Origin of the sequence: Streptomyces cupreus (assembly GCF_014257025.1) — a bacterium.
Taxonomy (GTDB): Bacteria; Actinomycetota; Actinomycetes; order Streptomycetales; family Streptomycetaceae; genus Streptomyces; species Streptomyces cupreus.
In genome coordinates this window covers 21,083-40,254 of sequence record NZ_JACMSF010000015.1, presented here as the reverse complement: position 1 = coordinate 40,254, position 19,172 = coordinate 21,083, and the positions used below count along the sequence as shown (strand labels likewise).

Here is a 19,172-nt window from a genome sequence, read left to right as displayed (position 1 = left end):
GCCGGTCAGGTGCCCGGGGTCGCGGCTTCGCCGGAGCCGCGTTCGCGGGCGCCTTCGCGGGTGCGGCCCGAGGCCACCGGGCGGCGTGGGTTGCGGCGGAGGTACTCGCCCTCCAGCTGGGCCATGCGTTCGTTGTGGGCCCGCAGTGCGTCGTTCGAGCCGTACAGGAGGGCGTCGTGGCGCGTGCGGTGGATGGTCTCCAGCTCCTTCATGAGCTGCTGGTCGTCCAGCCGGCTGGGGTCGACTCCGGTCATCGTGTGCCCCGCTCGTCGTGTCGGTGTCCGAGTCCGCGGTCCGGGTACCCGCCCTGTGAGCACTACTCCGAGCGACATCCGGGAGAGACCATGGATCTCGCCTTCCTGCATCCACTCTACGAACATCCGGGGCCGTGGGCCTCCGTGTACGTCGACACCTCCCGCCACACGGAGGACACCCCTCACGAGCGGCACCTGACGGCACAGGCGCTCTCCCGCGAGCTCGCCGACCAGGGCGCCGACGAGGCGACCTGCCGGGCGGTGCGGCATGCGCTGGAGGAGCTGGAGCATTCCTCGGAGCCGCACGGCCGCGCCCTGTTCGCGCGGGCCGGCGAGGTCGTACTGGATCCGCCGCTCGCCCAGTCCCCGCTGCGGGACAGCGCCGACTGGGCTCCGCTGCCGCACACCGCGCCGCTGCTGGAGCTGGCAGGGGAGGATCCCGTGTGCGTGGTGGCGTACGTCGACCGCAGGGGCGCCCACTTCGTGCTGCGCACCGCGCTGGGGCGGCAGGACGCCGGTGGGGTCACCGGGCGGCAGTGGCCGGTGCACCGGACGAGCACGTCCGACTGGTCTGAGCGGCACTTCCAGCTGAAGGTGGAGAACACCTGGGAGCACAACGCGGCCGAGATCGCCGACGCGCTCACCGTCTGCCAGGAGGAGACCCAGGCCGACCTGCTGATTCTGGTCGGTGAGGACCGGGAGCGGCGGGCCGTGCACGAACGGCTGCCGCGGCGGCTGCACGATCTGGTGGTCGAGGCGCCGCACGGCGACGGGAGCAGGCTGCTGGACGAGGATGTGGAGTCGATCCGTGAGGAGCATGTACGGCAGCGTGCGGAGCGGGAGCTGTCGCGGTTCCTGGCGGCCCGGGAGCCGGCGGAGGGCGGCCGGGCGGCGGCCGTGGAGGGGGTGCCGGCGCTGGTCGAGGCGGCGCGCGAGCATCGGATCGATGAGCTGCTGATCCGGCTGGATGCGCCGGACACGCACCGGGAGGTGTGGATCGGGGAGGATCCGGACCAGGTGGCGGTACGGCGTACGGATCTGAAGGCGCTCGGTGAGCAGCGGTCGTGGGCCGCGCGGGCGGATGACGCATTGATGCGGTCGGCGGTGGCCACAGGGGCGGCTGCGGTGTCGGTGCGGGCGGGGGAGGCGCCGTCCGGCGGCCTGGGGGCGCTGTTGCGGTGGCCGTAGCCCTCGTCCACAAGCGCCGGACGGGCTGAGACACCCGGCGCTTGGAACTACCGCGCCCGTTCCACCCTCCGTTCGTCCCACACCGGCTCCGCCGTCTCCCGTACTCGGCCGTCCGTGCCGAAGACCAGGTAGCGGTCGAACGCGCGCGCGAACCAGCGGTCGTGGGTGACCGCCAGGACCGTGCCCTCGAAGGCCTCCAGGCCCTCCTGGAGCGCTTCCGCCGACTCCAGGTCGAGGTTGTCCGTCGGCTCGTCCAGGAGGAGGGCCGTGGCGCCCTCCAGTTCCAGCAGGAGGATCTGGAAACGGGCCTGCTGGCCGCCCGAGAGGCGGTCGAAGGTCTGTTCGGCCTGTTGGGTCAGCTCGTAGCGGCGCAGGCGGGACATGGCCGCGCCCTTGTCCTGGGCGTGTTCCTTCCACAGGATGTCGAGCAGGGTGCGGCCCGCCAGTTCCGGGTGGGCGTGCGTCTGGGCGAAGTGGCCCGGCACCACGCGCGCGCCCAGTTTCCACGCACCCGTGTGCGCCACCTCCTCCCCGGCCAGCAGCCTCAGGAAGTGCGACTTCCCCGAGCCGTTCGAGCCCAGGACCGCCACCCGCTCGCCGTAGAAGACCTCCAGGGAGAACGCCTTCATCAGACCCGTCAGCTCCAGGCCCTCGCAGGTGACCGCGCGGACCCCCGTCCGGCCGCCCTTCAGGCGCATCCTGATGTCCTGCTCCCGCGGCGGCTCCGGCGGTGGGCCGGCCTCCTCGAACTTGCGCAGGCGGGTCTGGGCCGCGGCGTAGCGCGACGCCATCTCATGGCTGACGGCCGCCGCTTGACGGAGTGTCAGGACCAGCTTCTTCAGCTGCGCGTGCTTCTCGTCCCAGCGGCGGCGCAACTCCTCGAAGCGGGCGAAGCGTTCGCGCCGGGCCTCGTGGTACGTCGAGAAGCCGCCGCCGTGCACCCAGGCGTCCGCGCCCGTCGGCGAGGGTTCGACGGAGACGATCTTCTCGGCGGCGCGGGCCAGGAGTTCACGGTCGTGGGAGACGAAGAGGACCGTCTTGCGGGTTTCCTTCAGTCGCTCTTCCAGCCAGCGCTTTCCGGGCACGTCCAGATAGTTGTCCGGCTCGTCGAGCAGCAGCACCTCGTCGGTGCCGCGCAGCAGCGCCTCCAGCACCAGCCGCTTCTGCTCACCGCCGGACAGCGTCCGCACCTGCCGCCACTGCGCCTTCTCGTACGGCACGCCCAGCGCGGCCATGGTGCACATGTCCCACAGCGTCTCCGCCTCGTACCCGCGCACCTCGGCCCAGTCGGCGAGCGCCTGCGCGTACTTCAGCTGGGCCGCCTCGTCGTCGACCGTCATGATCCCGTGCTCGGCGGCGTCGACGGCCCGCGCGGCCTCCTGGATGCGCGGCGGCGCGACCGACACCAACAAATCCCGTACGGTCGTCTCGTCCCGTACGGATCCCACGAACTGGCGCATCACGCCCAGGCCGCCACCGACCGTGACCGACCCGCCGTGCGGTTTCAGTTCGCCGGAGATCAGCCGCAGCAGGGTCGTCTTGCCCGCGCCGTTCGGGCCGACCAGGGCCATCACGGCCCCTTCGCCCACCCGGAAGGACACATCGCCCAGCAGCGGCCTCCCGTCGGGGAGGTAGTACTCCAGGTGCGCGGCTTCCAGATGTCCCATGAGGTGGCATTCTGCGGGTCGGCCGCCGAAACCGGCAAACCGTTATCCGGCGTCCTCCAGCGGCTCTCCCGCCGGGCCGCCCTCGCCCGCCGGTGCCACGCTCGCGCCCGCCCACGACAGCGCCTTGAAGCCGTCGGACGGCGAGCCCTCCAGGACCACCACACCGGTGTTGTCCAGCCGGTGCGCGGCGGCGAAGGCGATGTCCACGTTGTCCGCGCGGGCCGCCGTCCAGGTACGGATGGCCGCACCGTGGCTGACCATCGCGACCGTGCCGAGGCCGCTCTGCGCGGCCTCCGCGATCACGGCGTCGTACCGGCCGAGGAACTCCGCGCCACTCTCCCCACCGGGCATCCGCAGGTCCGTGTCACCGGCCGCCCAGGCGAACGCCGTACGCATGTACAGCTCGCCCTGTTCCGTGTCGCCGGGCAGCATCTCCAGGTCCCCGGCGGAGATCTCCCGGATGCCGTCCCGCACGATCACCTCGAGTCCGCGCGTCGCGGCCAGCGGGGCGGCGGTGAGCTGGGTGCGAAGGAGGGTGGAGACGTACAGGGCCTCGATGTCCTCGCCGGTGAGCGCCTCGGGGAGCGCGACCGCCTGGGCCTCGCCGAGTTCGGTCAGACCTGGTCCCGGGACGGCGGTGTCCAGCAGGTAGTCGACGTTCGTGGGGGTCTGGCCGTGACGGACGAGGAGCAGACGCATCAAGGGCCCTTCGGGACGGGACCGGACAAGAAACAGCCACTTCAGGGTACCCGTGACCCCATGAGCCCTGATGTGGACCTCACTCTGCCGAAGCCGGGCCGCCATCTGGTGCGGGACCGGCTCCTCGCTCTCGACTCCCGGCTCTTCGAGTTCGCCGCCGAGCAGCACTGGCCCGGCGCCGAGGGGGTGCTGCCCCGGCTGAGCCGGAGCGCGAACCACGGTGTGCTGTGGTTCGCTACGGGCGCCTTCATGGCGGCGAGCCGCACCCCGCGGGCCCGGCGGGCCGCGGTGCGCGGTCTCGCCTCGCTGAGCCTCGCCTCGCTGACGATCAACACGCTCGGCAAGCGCTCGGTGCGGCGGCCCCGGCCGCTGCTGGACCCGGTACCGCTGGTGCGGCAGCTGAAGCGGCAGCCGATCACCACCTCGTTCCCGTCCGGTCACTCCGCGTCGGCGGCCGCGTTCTTGACCGGAGTCGCGCTGGAGTCACCGGCCTGGGGGGCCGTGGTGGCCCCGGTGGCCTGGTCGGTGGCGCTGTCCCGGGTCTACACCGGAGTCCACTTCCCGAGCGATGTGCTGGCGGGCGCGGCCCTCGGAGCGTGCGCCGCGTACGCCGTACGGGGCCTGGTGCCGACCCGGGCCCAGCTGCGCCCGCCGGCCCGGCCGCGCGCCGAGGTCCCGGTGCTGACCGAGGGCGAGGGTCTGGTCCTGGTGGCGAACACCGCCTCGGGCACCGCCGACCGGGTGCGCACACTGCTGGACGTACTGCCGCAGGCCGAGGTCGTGCAGTGCCAACCCGGTCAGGTGCGGGCGGAGTTGGAGAAGGCGGCGGACCACGCGCGGGTGCTCGGGGTGTGCGGCGGCGACGGCACGGTGAACACCGCCGCCGAGGTCGCCCTGCGGCACGGGCTGCCGCTCGCGGTCCTGCCCGGCGGCACGCTCAACCACTTCGCCTACGACCTGGGCGTGGAGGACGTACGCGATCTGACCCGGGCGCTGGTGCGCGGTCAGGCCGTGCGGGTGGACGTGGGCCAGTTCCGCTGCGGCGTGCGGCGGGGCGTGTTCCTCAACACCTGCAGCCTGGGCATGTATCCGGAGCTGGTGCGTGAGCGGGACCGCTGGTCGCACCGGATCGGCGCTTGGCCGGCCGGCGTGCTCGCCACCCTGCGCGTCCTGCGCACCGACGGGCATCCTCTGGAGGCCAGGCTGGGCTCCTCCACCCGGCCGCTGTGGCTGCTGTTCGCCGGGAACGGCACCTACCACCGGATGGGCCTGACCCCCGGCCGCCGGGTCGACCTCGCCGACGGCGTACTGGACGTACGGGTCGTGCACGGCGGCCGGCGTCCCACGGTCCGGCTGCTGGCGGCTGCCGTCGCGGGACCGCTGACCCGCTCCCCCGCCCACGCGGCGGTCCAGGTCGGCCGCTTGCGCCTGACCGGAGTCGCCCCGCACTCGCTTCTCGCCTACGACGGCGAAGTCACCGAGGTGGAGGGCGAGGTGACGCTGGAGAAGCTACCGGAAGCACTGACCGTCTACCGGCCACTGCCGGGGCACTGACGCCTCGTCAGTCCAGAATGCAAAACGCAGGTCTCATTATTCGACATGCGGGCGTACGGTGGCGCCACCACGACAAGACGAGGGGAACGCCATGCCGAAGCCGCGTGAGACCGCCGTGTACACGCATGGGCACCATGAGTCGGTGCTGCGCTCGCACACCTGGCGCACCGCCGCCAACTCCGCGGCCTACCTGCTGGATTCACTCAAGCCGCACATGAGGATCCTGGACATCGGCTGCGGGCCCGGCACGATCACCGCCGATCTGGCGGCGCTGGTGCCGGACGGCCGGGTCACCGGCGTCGACAACGCGCCGGGCATCCTTGAGCAGGCCCGCGCCACGGCCGCCGAACGGGGCCTGGCCAACGTCGACTTCGCGGTCGCCGACGTGCACGCGCTGGACTTCCCGGACGACACCTTCTGTGTGGTCCACGCCCACCAGGTGCTCCAGCACGTCGGCGACCCGGTGCGGGCGCTGCGCGAGATGAAGCGGGTGACGAGGCCGGGCGGGTTCATCGCGGTCCGCGACTCGGACTACGCGGCCATGACCTGGTACCCGGCGTCCCCCGGGATGGACGACTGGCTGGACCTGTACCGGCGGGTGGCCCGTGCCAACGGCGGTGAGCCGGACGCCGGGCGGCGGCTGAAGTCCTGGGCGCTGCGAGCGGGCCTGACCGACATCACCGCCACCTCGGCCACCTGGACCTTCGCGACCGCCGAGGAGCGGGCCTGGTGGAGCGGGCTGTGGGCGGACCGCACTCTCGCCTCGGCGTACGCCGACCGGGCCACCGAGGGCGGTCACGCCTCCGAGGAGCAGCTGCGTGCGGTGGCGGACGCGTGGCGGGCGTGGGGGGAGCGCGAGGACGGCTGGTTCAGCGTGCTGCACGGAGAAATTCTGTGCCGTAAAGACGGCTGACATTCGGATTTCTGGTAACCCGGACCGCCAGGAGGTTCACATTATGGTTCCTTTGCTGGTGGTGCTGCTTTTGGCGCTGATTCTGTTCGGTGCCGGATTCGCAGTGGATCTGCTCTGGTGGATTGCGGTCATAGTTCTCGTTCTGTGGCTGCTGGGATTCCTGGTGCGTGGCACGACGGCCGCCGGGGGCAGGGGCCGCTGGTACAGGTGGTGAGAGCGCCCGGGAGAGTCAATCCCGGGGCAGCAGCGGTCCGAGCGGCCCGAGGTCCAGATTGAGGTCCTCGGGCCGCAGTCCGTAGCGCTCGCGCAGCTCGGCCATCCGGTCGTCCAGCAGCATCAGCGTGAGCCCGATCCGCTCCTCCTGCTCCTCGCTGAGACCGCCCTCGTCGCAGCGGCGCAGCGCCTGCCGCTCCATGAGCTGGCGCAGCAGTTCAACGACGGTGAGCACCAGCTTGACGAGGTCGCGTTCCACGGTGTCGGGGTCGAGGTCGAGCCGGTTGCGGGGGCTCACGTCAGCTCCCCGAAGGGCGAGGGGACATTGTCGTTCACCGAGCTGATCAGGGCGTTGAGGTCGATGCGAACGAGGTCGACGTCGGCGATGCGCAAGGTGATGTCGCCGGTGATGACGACCCCGCCGGCCAGCAGCCGGTCCAGGAGGTCCACCAGGGCGACCTCTCGGCGTTCTATGACGGTCACGGGCCCTCGTCCCCCGTCTCCTCGTCCGTCTCCTCGTTCGTTTCCTCGCCGGTGAAGGAGTAGGCCGCCCAGGGTCCGGTGAGTTCCACACGCATTCCCGGGGCCTCGTCCTTCGTGCGGTCCACCAGTTCCACGAATTCCTCGGAATCGCCGCGCGGCACCAGATAGGCGGCGTTGAGCACGTTCTGTCCGGCGGCACCGGAAAGCGCCCTGCTCTGCGGATTGTGCAGCCGGGAATCCTCCGCGTAGGAGGAAAGCGTGGCGTGCAGACGGCCGGCGAATTCTGTCGCCTCCTGCCAGATGTACTCATGATCGCGGGCGCTCAGGCGCCGTCGGCGCAGGTAGTCCCGGCCCGACTCGGGTTTCCCGGCGGGGGCCTCGGTGTCCTCGGGCCGTGGTTCGACGTAGACCTTCACACCCCACTCCACCCGGCCCTCCAGCCGGTCGAGGGTGCGCAGGAAGTACTCCTCGCGGGACTCCATCATCGTGCGCAGGGCGCTGTCGTCCCGGAACACGGTGGCGAGCCGCAGCGGAAGCGGAGTGGTGACGACGGTGAGGGCGTCGATGACGCCCTGGTGGGCCCTGGCCGTCTCGGCGAGCCAATTCAGGTCCTCCAGATGGGCGCGCAGCGGCTCCTCGGCGAAGTCCCGTTCCGGCACGACGCTGTAGACGGCTATCAGACCGTGGTGCGTCAGCTGCCGCGGCGGCTGTCCGGCGACCCCGGTGAGCTGGGACTGGAGGGCCGACCGGAAGGGCCGGCAGACGGCGTACACATAGCGCAGTCCGGACATCAGGCCTCCTCCTGTGAGCGACCGGGCTCCAGTCGGGCCAGCCGCTCGCGCAACTCGGCGTTCTCCCGGGCGAGTTCGTCGCGCCGGGCCCGCGAGGACAGCGCCGGATCGTCCTCCCACCAGTCGATGCCCATCTCCCGCGCCTTGTCGACGGAGGCGACGATCAGACGCAGCTTGACGGTGAGCAGTTCGATGTCGAGAAGGTTGATCCTTATATCACCCGCGATGATCACGCCCTTGTCGAGGACGCGCTCCAGGATGTCGGCGAGATTGGCGCCGCCACCCTGGCCGTAGGGCTCGGGAAGCCGACCGGGGGTCGTCATCTGCGGTCCCCGGTCCCGGCGCAGGAGTCCTCCGGCTCGCTCTCGTACCCTTCCTCTCCGTCTTCCACCTGGGCCTCTCCCTCATTGTCGCCCTCGTAGCCGCCGTCCGCCTCCTCCTCTTCCTCACGCAGGTATCCGCCCCCTGGGGATGGACTCCTCATCGTGTGCCCTCCAGCCTGTCTAGGAGTTCGTCCTCACGCCGGTCGAACTCCTCCTCGTCGATCTCTCCGGTCTCCAACTGCTCTTCCAGGCGGGCGAGTTGGGCCCGCACCGTGACCGGGTCGCGATAGACGCGCTCCGCCTCGCGCAGTACCTGTCCGATCACCCACCCGCTGCCGCGCACCGGGGCGAAAGGCAGCAGCAGTACCTCCCCGACCAGTCCCACGCCTCACTCCTCGCCAACGCTGACGGAGCTCGCAGGCTCCGACGGGCCCGGATCGACGAAGCTGTACGGCGGCAGCGGGCCGTTGACGCGGATCTCCAGGTGCGGCCGGGACTTGCGGAGTTCATCGACGGCGGCCAGGAACACCTGGGCGGTGTCCCGGTGCACCAGGAAGGAGACATTGGCGAGCCAGCCGGTGGACTCGGGGCCCACGCTCACCGCCGCCGCCTCGGGTTGCAGGACCCGCAGGACATCGGCGGCGTCCTCGGCCTCACGGGCCTTGACGGCGGCCACCACCATCTCGCCGAGCTGGAGCTTCTGCTCGTAACTCCCGCCGCCCGCCTCCTGGTTGGCCTCAGTCAGGGAGCGGATCTCCGGGCTCTGCGACAGCACCCGGTGCAGCACGGCCTCTTCGTCGTGCGTGGCCTTGACGTTGTACTCGACCTTGCCGTCCAGCGTGCGCAGCCGTTCCTTGTAGTGGTCGGCGCGCTCGGCGAGCACCGCGGTGACGGTGTCGTCGTCAGGGGCGACGCTGCCGAACCGCATGGGCAGCACACATCCGGCCGCGCCGGTCTCGGCGAGGACGTTCTGGTGGGCGAGCAGGTCCCTGCGCTTGGGGCGCAGCCCCTCGGGCGCCTCGCTGACCAGGGCGGCCAGGTCACCCTCCGCCAGCACGCGCACCGGGCGCGGCGGTTCGCCGACGCCGGTCATGTCCTTGGGGAGTGCGGGATGCGAGCTCGCGGTGATGCCGTACACATACGTGCTCACTCCTGCTCCTCCTTCCTGCGCGCCGCGGTGGACTTGCGGGTGCGCGGCTTGGGTTCGGCCTCGCCCTCCCCGCGGGCCTGCCGGAATGCGTCGGACACGGTCTGCGCGGCGCCGGACAGCGCCCCCTTGGACTTGCCGCGGGCGCCGGACTCGGTGATCTGGCCGACCACGTCGGGCAGGCCCGGGCTCTTGCGCGGACCGGCCTCCAGGTCGAGCCGGTTGCAGGCTTCGGCGAAGCGGAGATAGGTGTCGACGCTGGCGACGACGACCCGGACGTCGATCTTGAGGATTTCGATGCCGACCAGGGAGACACGCACGAACGCGTCGATGACGAGCCCCCGGTCGAGGACGAGCTCCAGGACGTCGTAGAGGCCGCTGGTACCGCCCGATCCGCCGGTCTGTTGCGCCGGGACAACGGTCATGCCGACCGTTCCTCCTTGTCTGAATGGTGAGTTGGGGCGGGCGGCCTAACGGCCGCCGGGCGTGCGCGCGTCGGATCGCCCGCGTTCGTAGCGCCGGACGCGCCGGTAGCCGGTGAGCTGTCCCTGCCGGTCGAGGTCGACCCGGTAGCCGGCGAGCAGGCTCATCGTGTCGGGCACCCGGGCCAGCTCCAGGACTTCGATCTCCAATGTCCAGCCGTCCTCGCTCCGTTCGAAGGACGAGACCGTCTCGGCGGTCATGCCGGTGAGTTCGGTCAGCTGGGCGCGCGCCTGGCGCAGTACTTCCGTCGGGGTCGGCCCGACATCCGATCCGCCCCTTTCCTGTTGGGATTTGCTGTGCGCGTGGTGTGAATCAGTCATGGCTCCCCTCGAACTCCGAGTGGCCCGAGGGAACTTGGCCAAACCCGCGGCTTTACGTGCCGTTGCCACCGAGGGCGTTGAGCCTGCGCCGGGCGGGTCCGAGGGCCCGGCCCCGGTTCAGCACCCCGGCCCAGGGGTTGGTGCGGGCCTGGTCCACGGCGTCGGCGATGGTCCACCGCCGGGCGTCCAGATCCGGGTCGTCCAGTGCGGTCCAGTCGATGGGGACGGCCACGGGGGCGCCGGGCCGGGCCCGGACCGTGAGGGGCACGACGGCGGTCTGCGCGTAGGCGTTGCGCTGCACGTCGAGATAGAGGCGGTCGCCGCGGTCCTTCTTGCGGGCCGCGGTGGTGAGCCGGTCCGGGTGGGCGGCGGCGAGGGTGTCGGCGACGTCCCGGGCGAACTCCCGTACCTCGTCGAAGTCGTGATGGCCGTTCAGCGGGACGATCACATGCACTCCGCGCGAGCCGGTCGTCATGAGGGCCGAGGGCAGCTTCAGTTCGTCCAGCAGCTCGCCCAGCAGCCAGGCCGCCTCGCGCACCTGCCCGAAGTCCTCCTCGGCCGGGTCCAGGTCGAAGACCATCCGGTCGGGCCGGTCGAGACGGCCGACGCGGGAGAGCCAGCGGTGCAGGGTGAGGGAGGCCTGGTCGGCGAGGAGGACGAGGGTGGCGGTGTCGTCGCAGACGGTGTGACATACGGTGCCGCCCTCCTTGGGCACTTCGACGCGGGTGACCCAGTCCGGATAGCTGTCCGGGGTGTTCTTCTGCATGAACTTGGGCCCGCCGAGCCCGTCGGGGTGCCGTTCCAGCATCAGGGGGCGGCCGCGCAGATGCGGCAGCATGAAGGGGGCGACGGACCGGTAGTAGTCGACCAGGTCGCCCTTGGTGTACTCCTTGGTGTCGCCGTCGCCGGGGAAGAGCACCTTCGCGGAGCGGTGCACCTCGACCGTGCGCCGCCCGGCCCGCACGGTCCGTACGTCGTCCTCGCCGCTCATGGCACGATCGCCTCCGCCACCAGCAGCCGGCCGGCCGCCGCGATCGACTCGGCGTCGATGCCCGCGGAGTGCAGTTGCTCGTCGGAGGAGGCCGAGCCGGGCATCGTACGGACCGCGAGCCGTACCAGCCGGGGCACCGGGCGGCCGTCGAGGAAGGCGTCCAGGACGGCGTCGCCGAGGCCGCCCTCCTCGTGGTGGTCCTCCACCGTGATCAGACAGCCGGTCTCCTCGGCGGCCCGGCGCAACGTGATCCGGTCGACGGGCTTGACCGAGTACAGGTCGATCACCCGGGCCTGGATGCCCTCGCGCTCCAGCGCGTCGGCGGCGACCAGCGCCTCGTGCACGGTGACGCCCGCGGCGACGAGGGTCATCCGGTCGGCGCCGGAGGCGCGCAGCACCTTGCTGCCGCCGATCGGGAACTCCTCGTCGGGGCCGTAGATCACCGGGCTCGCGCCGCGCGAGGTGCGCAGATAGCGGATGCCCTCCAGACCGGCCATCGTGGCGACGAGCCGGGCCGTCTGGTTGGCATCGCACGGGTACAGCACGGTCGAGCCGTACACCGCGCGCATCATCGCCAGATCCTCCAGGCCCATCTGCGAGGGCCCGTCCTGCCCGATCGCGACGCCCGCGTGGGAGCCGACGAGGTTGATCCCGGAGCCGCTGATCGAGGCCATGCGCACGAAGTCGTACGCCCGCGTGAGGAAGGCCGCGAAGGTGGCGGCGTAGGGCACCCAGCCGCGCGCGGCGAGCCCCACCGCGGCGGCGACCATCTGCTGCTCGGCGATGTAGCACTCGAAGTACCGGTCGGGGTGTTCCTTGGCGAACAGCTCCGCACGGGTGGAGTCGCCGACCTCGCCGTCCAGGGCGACGACATCGCCGCGTCCGGAGCCGAGCGCGGTGAGCGCCTTGCCGTAGGCGTCCCGGGTGGCGATCTCGTCGCCCTTGTCGAAGCGGGGCAGTTCGAAGTGCCCGGCGTGTACCGCATGCAGCATGCGCGCGACGGGCGGTTCATGCACCCGGATCACGCTGTCGCGCCGCCCGCCGAGTTCGGCGACGGCCTCCTCGGCGTCCTTGAGGGGCTTGCCGTGCAGGCCCTCACGGTCCTGGACGGATTCGACGCCCTTGCCCTTGAGGGTGCGGGCGAGGATCGCGGTGGGCTGTCCGATGGTGGACCTGGCCTCGCCGTAGGCGCGGTCGATCGCGTCGACGTCGTGTCCGTCGATCTCGACGGTGTGCCAGCCGAACGCCTGCAGGCGCCGTGCGTAGGCGTCCAGGGCGTGGCCGTGCCGGGTCGGCCCGCGCTGGCCGAGCCGGTTGACGTCGACGATGGCGGTGAGGTTGTCGAGATGCTCGTACGACGCGTGCTCGGCGGCCTCCCACACCGAGCCCTCGGCCAGCTCGCTGTCCCCGCACAGCACCCACACCCGATAGCCGGTACGGTCCAGACGCTTGCCCGCGAGCGCGATCCCGACGCCGACCGGCAGCCCCTGCCCGAGCGACCCGGTGGCCGTCTCGACCCACGGCAGCCGCCGTGGCGTGGGATGCCCCTCCAGGGCGCTGCCCAGCTTGCGGAAGGTGAGCAGTTCGGCGTCCTCGACGACACCGGCCGCCTTGAAGGCGGAGTACAGCAGGGGCGAGGCGTGTCCCTTGGACAGCACGAAACGGTCGTTGCCGGGGTGGGCGGGACGGTCGAAGTCGTAACGGAAGTGGTTCGCGAGGAGTACGGCCATCAGATCGGCGGCTGACATGGACGAGGTGGGATGCCCCGACCCCGCGGCGTCCGAGGCGCGCACGCTGTCCACCCGCAACTGCTGTCCCAGTTCGACGAGTTCGGCGGTGTTCATGAGTCTCCTTCCGCGGGGCGGCCGGGACGCGGGTCGGGCGGGATGTCCTCTTGCTTGACGGGGCCGGGGGCCTCGGTGTGCTCCCCGCCGGGCTGGTTCTTCGCCGGTTCACCACCGGGCTGGTTCTTGGCGGGTTCACCACCGGGCTGGTTCTTGGCAGGCTCGCCGCCGGGCTGGTTCTTGGCAGGCTCGCCGCCGGGCTGGTTCTTGGCAGGCTCGTTCATCTGGTCCTCCACCGGTTTCTCCGGCTTGCCCGGCACCCGTGCCAGCTCCGGCGACGCCGTGTCCAGCGGCACCGACCAGGACCGTACGAGCCCCAACTGGACGGCCTGGCGCGGAAGTACGGCGTCCAGGAGCCAGTCGGCGGCGACACGGACGCGGTTGCCGGGCATCGCCGCGAGGTGATATCCGCGGGTGACCGCGCCGGCGGCCACGCCGGACAGGGGCAGGCCGAGCGGGTTGGCGGCGGCCTTGACCCCGCCGAGGTCGACGGCGAAGCCCATGTCGCGATGACGGTAGGCACGGCGTTCCCCGACCCCGAGCGAGGCGGCCACATTGCGGGCGGCGACCTTGCCCTGCCGCCAGGCGTGCTGCGCGGTCATCGGGGTGTACGAGCCGGGCCGCTCCAGGTCCGGTACGGCCGCCGCGTCCCCGCAGGCGAACAGCTCGGGGCGGCCCGGGACCTGGAGGTGCGGGTCGACCAGCAGCCGGCCGCGCTCCATGGGCAGCCCGAGCGACTCGGCGAGCGGGTCGGGGCGTACGCCCACGCACCACACCAGCGTGCGGGTGTCGATGAACTCGCCGTCGCTCAGCAGCACTCCGGCGTGCGTGGCCTCCTTAACGGAGGTGCCCGTCCGTACGTCGACGCCCCGCTCGCGCAGCACCTTGTCGGCGGTGCGGGAGAGCCGTTCGTCCAGTTCGGGCAGGACACGGTCGGCGATGTCGAGCAGCAGCCAGCGTGGCTTGAGGGGGCGGCCCCGGGCCTGCGCGGCGGTGAAGAGCTGTCCCTGGGCGGCGACCTCCGTGCCGGTGTACCCGGCGCCGACCACGACGAACGTACAGCGAGCGGAGCAGCTCTTCGGATCGTCCTCGGCGGCGGCCAGCTCCATCTGCCGGGTCACTTGGTCGCGCAGATACAGCGCCTCGGGCAGTCCGCGGAAGCCGTGCGCGTGCTCGGCGACTCCGGGGACGGGCAGCAGCTTGTTGACGCTGCCGGCGGCCAGCACCAGCCGGTCGAAGTGGAGCGTGCCGGGATCGCCCTCGGGGCCGCTGTAGTGCACGGTGCGCCCGTCGAGGTCGACGGCGTCCGCCTCACCGAGCACCAGCCGTACGTCGCGCAGGGTGGCGGAGAGCGAGACGGTGACCCGGCGCGGTTCCAGGATGCCGGCGGCGACCTGGGGCAGCAGGGGCAGATACAGGAAGTAGTCGGTCGGGTTCAGCAGGGTGATCCGCGCCTGGTGCCGGGTGAGCCGGGACAGCACACGGGCCGTCCGGTACCCGGCGAATCCGGCGCCGACGATCACGATGCGGGGACGACTCACGTTTGCCTCCGGCGCTTGTCGACGTCTCGCTCGGGAGCCTTCCGCGTCCCCCTGGTCAGGGCCGCCAAACGTCACCTCGGGCAGCCCGGTTTCCGGTCCCGCCGCCGGGTACCCGGACCGCGACCCGTCCCGCCGCCCACGCGGCAGTCCCGGAGGTGTCCCCCCATGCCCGAGTACGGCTACTTCCTGTCGTGCGAGGAGTTCCGGCCGGCCGAACTCGTCGAGCAGGCGAGGATGGCGGAGCAGGCCGGATTCCAGTCGCTGTGGATCTCGGACCACTACCACCCGTGGAACGACGCGCAGGGCGAGAGCCCGTTCGTGTGGTCGGTGATCGGCGCGATCTCGGAGGCGGTGTCACTGCCCGTCGAGACGGCCGTGACCTGCCCGACCGTACGGATCCATCCGGCGGTGACAGCCCAGGCCGCGGCGACCGCCGCGGTGATGTCGAACGGAGGCTTCCGGCTCGGTGTCGGCACCGGCGAGGCCCTCAACGAACACATCCTCGGCCATGTCTGGCCGCCCGCGCGGGTGCGTCTGGAGATGCTGGAGGAGTCGATCCAGGTGATGCGCCGGCTGTTCTCCGGCGAGGAGGTCAGCCACTACGGCACGCACTACCAGGTCGAGAACGCCCGCCTCTACACGGTCCCCGACGAGCCCGTCCCGATCGACATCTCCGGCTTCGGCCCGGCGGCGACGGCGCTCGCGGCCCGGGTGGGCGACGGGTACATCACGATGGCCCCGGACGAGGAGATGGTGGCCCAGTTCCGCAAGGGCGGCGGGGGCGCGAAGCCCGTCAGCGGCGGGACGAAGGTCTGCTGGGGCACGGACCGCGACGAGGCGGTGAAGACGGTGCACCGGCTGTGGTCCAACCAGTTCCTGCCCGGTGAGATGGGCCAGATCCTGCCCTCGCCGAAGCACTTCGAGCAGTTGGAGCCGCTGGTCACCGAGGAGACGGTGAGCGAGGGCTCGGTGTGCGGGGACGACGTCGAGGAGCATCTGGCGGCGCTGTTGGCGTTCGCCGACGCCGGCTTCGACCGGGTCTACGTCAACCAGATCGGCCCCGACCAGCGCGGCTTCTTCGATTTCTACCGCTCGAAGGTGCTGCCGCAGCTCCAGCAGGGGTGAGCGATGAAACTCCAGCGGCCTGTCGTCTCGGTCTACACGGTGCCGACCGACGCCCCGGAAGCGGACGGGACGCTGACCTGGAACGCCACGACGATAGTGATCGCCGAGGTGACGGCGGGCGACGCGACCGGCACCGGCTGGACGTACGGCCCGGCCACGATCGGCGACTTCCTGCGCGACCAGCTCGCGGGTCAGGTCGAGGGCCGGAACGCGCTGGACATCCCCGGCGCGCACGAGGCGATGTGCCGGGCGATCCGCAACGCGGGCCGCCCAGGAGTCACCGCGTGCGCGATCTCCGCGCTGGACATCGCCCTGTGGGACCTGAAGGCGCGCCTCCTGGAACTCCCCCTGGCCCGGCTGCTGGGCACCTGCCGCGAACGCGTCCCGGTGTACGGCAGCGGAGGCTTCACGACGTACCACACCACCCATCTGGCCGCGCAGTTGAACGGATGGGTGCACGGACAGCACATCCCGCGCGTGAAGATGAAGATCGGCGAGGACCGGGGCCGCGCGGTGCCGCGCGATCTGTCCCGCGTCCAGGCGGCACGTCAAGTGATCGGCCCCGAGGCGGAGTTGTACGTCGACGCCAATGGCGCCTACACCCGCAAACAGGCGATCCGGGTGGGCCACGCTCTCGCCGAGCACGGGGTGGGCTGGTTCGAGGAGCCGGTGTCGTCCGACGACCTGACGGGCCTGCGCCTGGTCCGCGACGCGCTGATGTGCGACGTCACGGCGGGCGAATACGGCTACGACCTCCCCTACTTCGCCCGCATGATCACGGCCGGCGCGGTCGACTGCCTGCAGATCGACGCCACCCGCTGCGGCGGCCTGACCGAGTTCCTGCGCGCGGCGGCCCTGGCCCAGGCCCACGGCCTTGAGGTCTCCGCCCACTGCGCGCCCCACGCCCACGCGGCCGCCGCCGCGGCGATCCCCAACCTCCGCCACATCGAGTGGTTCCACGACCACGTCCGCCTGGAGGACATGTTCTTCGACGGCGCCCTGGACCCGACGGGCGGCACGGTACGCCCCCTCAGCGGCGTGGGACACGGCCTGACGCTGAGGACGGAGGAGGTGGAGGAGTTCCGGATCGGTTAGCGCCGAGCAAGCCGGGTCAGCCGGCGTGCGGCCAGCACTCCCGCGCCGACCGTGAGCGCGCGGCCCATCCTCGCCCGGTTGCGGGAGACCCACTCCTGCGAACTGCCCGCGTGGGACTCCTCGTCGAAACGTCCGTGCGCCCCGAAGTCCCGGCCGTGCGGTCCGTCCGCCGGGGTCCAGAGGTTGCCGGGCCCGGCCTGCTCCCCCTCGTCCTCGTCCTGCTGTGCCTCGAAGGCGGTTCGCGCCAGGTAGCGGTCCAGGAACCCGGGAGCGACCGCGTTGGCGATCAGGGTCGCCGCCGTGGAGCCGCCCACCCAGTACTCCCTGCGCCGCCCGTGCCCCGCCGCATGCACGATCGCCCGCGCCGCCACCTCCGGCTGGTACACCGGCGCCACCGGCCGGGCCCGTCCGGGCAGCCTGTTCAACACCCAGTCGAACTGCGGGGTGTTGACCGCGGGCAGCTGCACCATCGTCGTACGGACCCGGCTCCCCTCGCGCAGCAGCTCGCAGCGCAGCGACTCGTTGAACCCCTGGATCGCGTGCTTGGCCCCGCAGTACGCGGACTGCAGCGGAATTCCCCGGTAGGCGAGCGCGGACCCGACCTGCACGATCGTGCCCCGGTCGCGCGGCAGCATATGGTGCAGCGCGGCCCGGGTGCCGAACACATAGCCCAGGTACGTCACTTCCGTCACCCGCCGGAACTCGTCCGGGGTGATCTCGGTGAACGGGGCGTAGATCCCGGCGAAGGCGTTGTTGACCCACACGTCGATCCGCCCGAACGCGTCGGCGACCCGCTGCGCCGCGTCGTCGACGGCCTTGGCGTCGGCCATGTCGACGCTGACGACGAGCGCCTCACCGCCCGCCCGCTGCACCTCGTCCGCCGCCGCGGCGAGGCCCTCGCGTCCCCGGGCCAGCAGGGCGACCCGGTCGCCGCGCGCGGCGAAGGCCACCGCCGTGGCCCGGCCGACGCCGCCGCTGGCCCCGGTGACCACGACGGCTCTGCGCCGTCCCGACAGGGTGACCTCCCACGGCCTGGCCACCGCGCGTCAGGCCCGGTGGTGCGGCTGCTCGGGGTCGATGTCGTCGGGGCGCGGCGGCGTCTCGGGCGCCGCGGGGGCGCCGGGCACGCCGGGCGTGGCGGACGGCATCGGCGGATACGGCATGCCGAGCCCGCTCGGCGGCGCGACCGGCGGGCTGCCGCCGACCACGTGCTCCGGCGGCGCGGCGGCATGCCCGGGCCGGGCCGCCCCTCGCAGCGCGTACGCCACCACGCCGAGGACGACCGCGGTGATCAGCGCCGCCGCCCAGTCGGGCAGGGCGACGGCCAGGGCCAGGCCGAGGGCGAGCGCGAGGGCCGCGCCCGCGTACAGGGCGACGGTTCCGGAGGCGGCGTACAGCATCGCCGTACGGCGCTGCCTGCGGGTCTGCTCGCGCAGCTCGTCGCGGATCGTCTCGCGCGCCACCTGCGCCAGCTCGTCGACCAGATGCTTGTCGAGATGTTCAAGGTGATCCAAGCGCTCCATGGCCGCCGGGTACCCCGGCCGGGGTGCGCGTAACGCGGGCCCTGTGGAGATCGGGCGAAACGATCTCCGCACCCGGCTCGCCCCAACTAGGCTCGTCCCCATGGAGATTCTGGGAGCCACGCTGCGCGTCTGCGTCGACGACCTGGAGACCGCGGTCCCCTTCTACGAGCGCCTGGCGGGCGGCCGGGCCCTCCGCTTCGAGCGCGGCGGGGTGCAGGTGGCCGCGGTCGGCTGCTTCCTGCTGATGAGCGGCCCGGAGGCGGAGCTGGAGGTGCTGCGCAAGGTCGCCGCGACCATCGCCGTGAAGGACGTCGAGGAGGCCCGGGACGTGCTCGTCGAGCTCGGTGCCCGGGTGATCGCGGGCCCGGTGCCCACCCCGGCGGGCCGCAATCTGATCGCGATGCACCCGGACGGCGCGGTGTACGAGTACGTGGACCGTCAGTCCTGACGCGGTGCGCGGGCGCGCATCTCTGCGGTGAGCGCCCAGCGTTCGTGGTCGCGCCAGGCGCCGTCGATATGCAGCATCGCCGGGGAGAATCCCTCCAGCCGGAAGCCGCAGGAGCGGGCCAGGGCGAGGGAGGCGGTGTTGGCGGGCTGCGCGTTGATCTCCAGCCGGTGCAGCCCGAGCGGGCCGAACGCGTGATCCACCACGAGCCCGAGCCCCTCCCGCATCAGCCCCCGCCCGGCGGCGTGCGCGAAGGCGCCGTAGCCGAGGGCGCCCGACTGGAAGGCGCCCCGGACGATGTTGTTGATGTTGATGTATCCGGCGATCGAGCCGCCGTCGTCCTTCTCGCACACCAGGAAGCCCGCCTTGGTCGGGTCCTCGATCAGCCGCCCCGCATAGGCGGCGTAGGCGGAGGCGGTGTCCGGCGGAAAGAGCCAGGGCTGGTGCAGCTCCTTGCTCTCCCGGACCCGGGCGGTGAACTCGGCGGAGTCGTCGTGGCTGAAGTGACGTATGGCCACGCGCGGGCCTTCGGCGAGATAGCGGGATGCGATGTGCGGCATCCGGCCAGCCTAC

General features: G+C 71.9%; 24 protein-coding genes and 1 pseudogene. 7 read left to right on the top strand and 18 right to left on the bottom strand.

Going from position 1 to position 19,172, the window contains the following annotated elements:
• Positions 1–5 precede the first annotated feature (5 nt).
• Positions 6–280: pseudogene (locus tag H4N64_RS16060) on the bottom strand (DUF6158 family protein); the annotation flags it as partial.
• 64 nt (positions 281–344) lie between these two features.
• Here H4N64_RS16060 and H4N64_RS16055 point away from each other — a divergent pair.
• The gene (locus H4N64_RS16055) at positions 345–1,442 is read left to right on the top strand and encodes a baeRF2 domain-containing protein (RefSeq protein WP_186282985.1); all 1,098 of its coding nucleotides are present in this window, start codon (positions 345–347) and stop codon (positions 1,440–1,442) included.
• 47 nt (positions 1,443–1,489) lie between these two features.
• On the opposite strand, the gene H4N64_RS16050 is transcribed toward H4N64_RS16055, so the two are convergent.
• Together H4N64_RS16050 and H4N64_RS16045 are read right to left on the bottom strand one after the other, a co-directional pair.
• Positions 1,490–3,109 (bottom strand): ABC-F family ATP-binding cassette domain-containing protein, encoded by a 1,620-nt coding sequence (locus H4N64_RS16050; protein ID WP_186282984.1) that lies wholly within the window; start codon positions 3,107–3,109, stop codon positions 1,490–1,492.
• Positions 3,110–3,151: 42 nt separating this feature from the next.
• Entirely contained in the window at positions 3,152–3,808 is a 657-nt protein-coding gene (locus H4N64_RS16045; protein ID WP_186282983.1) for a histidine phosphatase family protein, read from the bottom strand.
• 60 nt (positions 3,809–3,868) lie between these two features.
• On the opposite strand from H4N64_RS16045, the gene H4N64_RS16040 reads away from it, so the two are divergent.
• From H4N64_RS16040 to H4N64_RS16030, 3 genes are all read left to right on the top strand, one after another.
• Complete coding sequence (locus H4N64_RS16040) at positions 3,869–5,362, top strand: bifunctional phosphatase PAP2/diacylglycerol kinase family protein (protein ID WP_186282982.1); 1,494 nt, start codon at positions 3,869–3,871, stop codon at positions 5,360–5,362.
• A gap of 91 nt (positions 5,363–5,453) precedes the next feature.
• The gene (locus tag H4N64_RS16035) at positions 5,454–6,275 is read left to right on the top strand and encodes a class I SAM-dependent methyltransferase (RefSeq protein WP_186282981.1); all 822 of its coding nucleotides are present in this window, start codon (positions 5,454–5,456) and stop codon (positions 6,273–6,275) included.
• A 43-nt stretch (positions 6,276–6,318) separates the two neighbouring features.
• Positions 6,319–6,489, top strand: a complete 171-nt coding sequence (locus H4N64_RS16030) for a hydrophobic protein (RefSeq protein WP_186282980.1) — start codon at positions 6,319–6,321, stop codon at positions 6,487–6,489.
• Between the two features lie 15 nt (positions 6,490–6,504).
• Here the strand turns inward: H4N64_RS16030 and H4N64_RS16025 are convergent, their stop codons facing one another.
• The 12 genes from H4N64_RS16025 to H4N64_RS15970 are packed head-to-tail and all read right to left on the bottom strand — an operon-like array spanning position 6,505 to position 14,411.
• A complete protein-coding gene (locus H4N64_RS16025; RefSeq protein ID WP_186282979.1) occupies positions 6,505–6,786 on the bottom strand; it encodes a gas vesicle protein GvpK in 282 nt (93 codons plus the stop codon).
• A complete protein-coding gene (locus H4N64_RS16020; protein WP_186282978.1) occupies positions 6,783–6,971 on the bottom strand; it encodes a gas vesicle protein GvpJ in 189 nt (62 codons plus the stop codon). The genes H4N64_RS16025 and H4N64_RS16020 overlap by 4 nt, the downstream gene beginning before the upstream one ends.
• Positions 6,968–7,762, bottom strand: coding sequence for a GvpL/GvpF family gas vesicle protein (locus tag H4N64_RS16015; protein ID WP_186282977.1), 795 nt, complete (start codon positions 7,760–7,762; stop codon positions 6,968–6,970). Before H4N64_RS16015 ends, H4N64_RS16020 begins: the two co-directional genes overlap by 4 nt.
• Entirely contained in the window at positions 7,762–8,085 is a 324-nt protein-coding gene (locus H4N64_RS16010) for a gas vesicle protein (protein WP_186282976.1), read from the bottom strand. The genes H4N64_RS16015 and H4N64_RS16010 overlap by 1 nt, the downstream gene beginning before the upstream one ends.
• The gene (locus tag H4N64_RS16005; protein WP_186282975.1) at positions 8,082–8,246 is read right to left on the bottom strand and encodes a hypothetical protein; all 165 of its coding nucleotides are present in this window, start codon (positions 8,244–8,246) and stop codon (positions 8,082–8,084) included. Before H4N64_RS16005 ends, H4N64_RS16010 begins: the two co-directional genes overlap by 4 nt.
• Positions 8,243–8,470, bottom strand: coding sequence for a gas vesicle protein GvpG (locus H4N64_RS16000; protein ID WP_186282974.1), 228 nt, complete (start codon positions 8,468–8,470; stop codon positions 8,243–8,245). Before H4N64_RS16000 ends, H4N64_RS16005 begins: the two co-directional genes overlap by 4 nt.
• Positions 8,471–8,473: 3 nt before the next feature.
• Positions 8,474–9,235, bottom strand: coding sequence for a GvpL/GvpF family gas vesicle protein (locus H4N64_RS15995; RefSeq protein ID WP_186282973.1), 762 nt, complete (start codon positions 9,233–9,235; stop codon positions 8,474–8,476).
• Positions 9,232–9,657 carry a gas vesicle structural protein GvpA gene (locus H4N64_RS15990; protein ID WP_186282972.1) on the bottom strand — a complete coding sequence of 142 codons (426 nt, stop codon included), beginning with the start codon at positions 9,655–9,657 and terminating at the stop codon, positions 9,232–9,234. The genes H4N64_RS15995 and H4N64_RS15990 overlap by 4 nt, the downstream gene beginning before the upstream one ends.
• Before the next feature lie 45 nt (positions 9,658–9,702).
• Complete coding sequence (locus H4N64_RS15985; protein WP_186282971.1) at positions 9,703–10,035, bottom strand: gas vesicle protein GvpO; 333 nt, start codon at positions 10,033–10,035, stop codon at positions 9,703–9,705.
• A gap of 52 nt (positions 10,036–10,087) precedes the next feature.
• Positions 10,088–11,026 (bottom strand): non-homologous end-joining DNA ligase, encoded by a 939-nt coding sequence (gene ligD / locus H4N64_RS15980; RefSeq protein ID WP_186282970.1) that lies wholly within the window; start codon positions 11,024–11,026, stop codon positions 10,088–10,090.
• Entirely contained in the window at positions 11,023–12,870 is a 1,848-nt protein-coding gene (locus H4N64_RS15975; protein ID WP_186282969.1) for a transketolase, read from the bottom strand. Before H4N64_RS15975 ends, ligD begins: the two co-directional genes overlap by 4 nt.
• Positions 12,867–14,411 (bottom strand): FAD-dependent oxidoreductase, encoded by a 1,545-nt coding sequence (locus H4N64_RS15970; protein WP_186282968.1) that lies wholly within the window; start codon positions 14,409–14,411, stop codon positions 12,867–12,869. Before H4N64_RS15970 ends, H4N64_RS15975 begins: the two co-directional genes overlap by 4 nt.
• Positions 14,412–14,576: 165 nt before the next feature.
• Here H4N64_RS15970 and H4N64_RS15965 point away from each other — a divergent pair, with 165 nt between their 5' ends.
• Positions 14,577–15,536 carry a TIGR03557 family F420-dependent LLM class oxidoreductase gene (locus H4N64_RS15965; RefSeq protein WP_186282967.1) on the top strand — a complete coding sequence of 320 codons (960 nt, stop codon included), beginning with the start codon at positions 14,577–14,579 and terminating at the stop codon, positions 15,534–15,536.
• Between the two features lie 3 nt (positions 15,537–15,539).
• On the top strand, positions 15,540–16,631 hold the full coding sequence (locus H4N64_RS15960; protein WP_186282966.1) for an enolase C-terminal domain-like protein: 1,092 nt from the start codon (positions 15,540–15,542) through the stop codon (positions 16,629–16,631).
• Here the strand turns inward: H4N64_RS15960 and H4N64_RS15955 are convergent.
• Positions 16,628–17,671: an SDR family oxidoreductase gene (locus H4N64_RS15955; RefSeq protein WP_186282965.1), complete on the bottom strand. Its 1,044-nt coding sequence runs from the start codon at positions 17,669–17,671 to the stop codon at positions 16,628–16,630. The two genes, H4N64_RS15960 and H4N64_RS15955, sit on opposite strands and share 4 nt — an antisense overlap.
• 6 nt (positions 17,672–17,677) lie before the next feature.
• Positions 17,678–18,154: a phage holin family protein gene (locus H4N64_RS15950; protein ID WP_186282964.1), complete on the bottom strand. Its 477-nt coding sequence runs from the start codon at positions 18,152–18,154 to the stop codon at positions 17,678–17,680.
• Positions 18,155–18,254: 100 nt separating this feature from the next.
• Between H4N64_RS15950 and H4N64_RS15945 the strand changes: the two genes are divergently transcribed.
• Entirely contained in the window at positions 18,255–18,602 is a 348-nt protein-coding gene (locus H4N64_RS15945) for a VOC family protein (protein ID WP_186282963.1), read from the top strand.
• On the opposite strand, the gene H4N64_RS15940 is transcribed toward H4N64_RS15945, so the two are convergent.
• Complete coding sequence (locus tag H4N64_RS15940) at positions 18,593–19,159, bottom strand: GNAT family N-acetyltransferase (protein WP_186282962.1); 567 nt, start codon at positions 19,157–19,159, stop codon at positions 18,593–18,595. The two genes, H4N64_RS15945 and H4N64_RS15940, sit on opposite strands and share 10 nt — an antisense overlap.
• Positions 19,160–19,172: the final 13 nt, after the last annotated feature.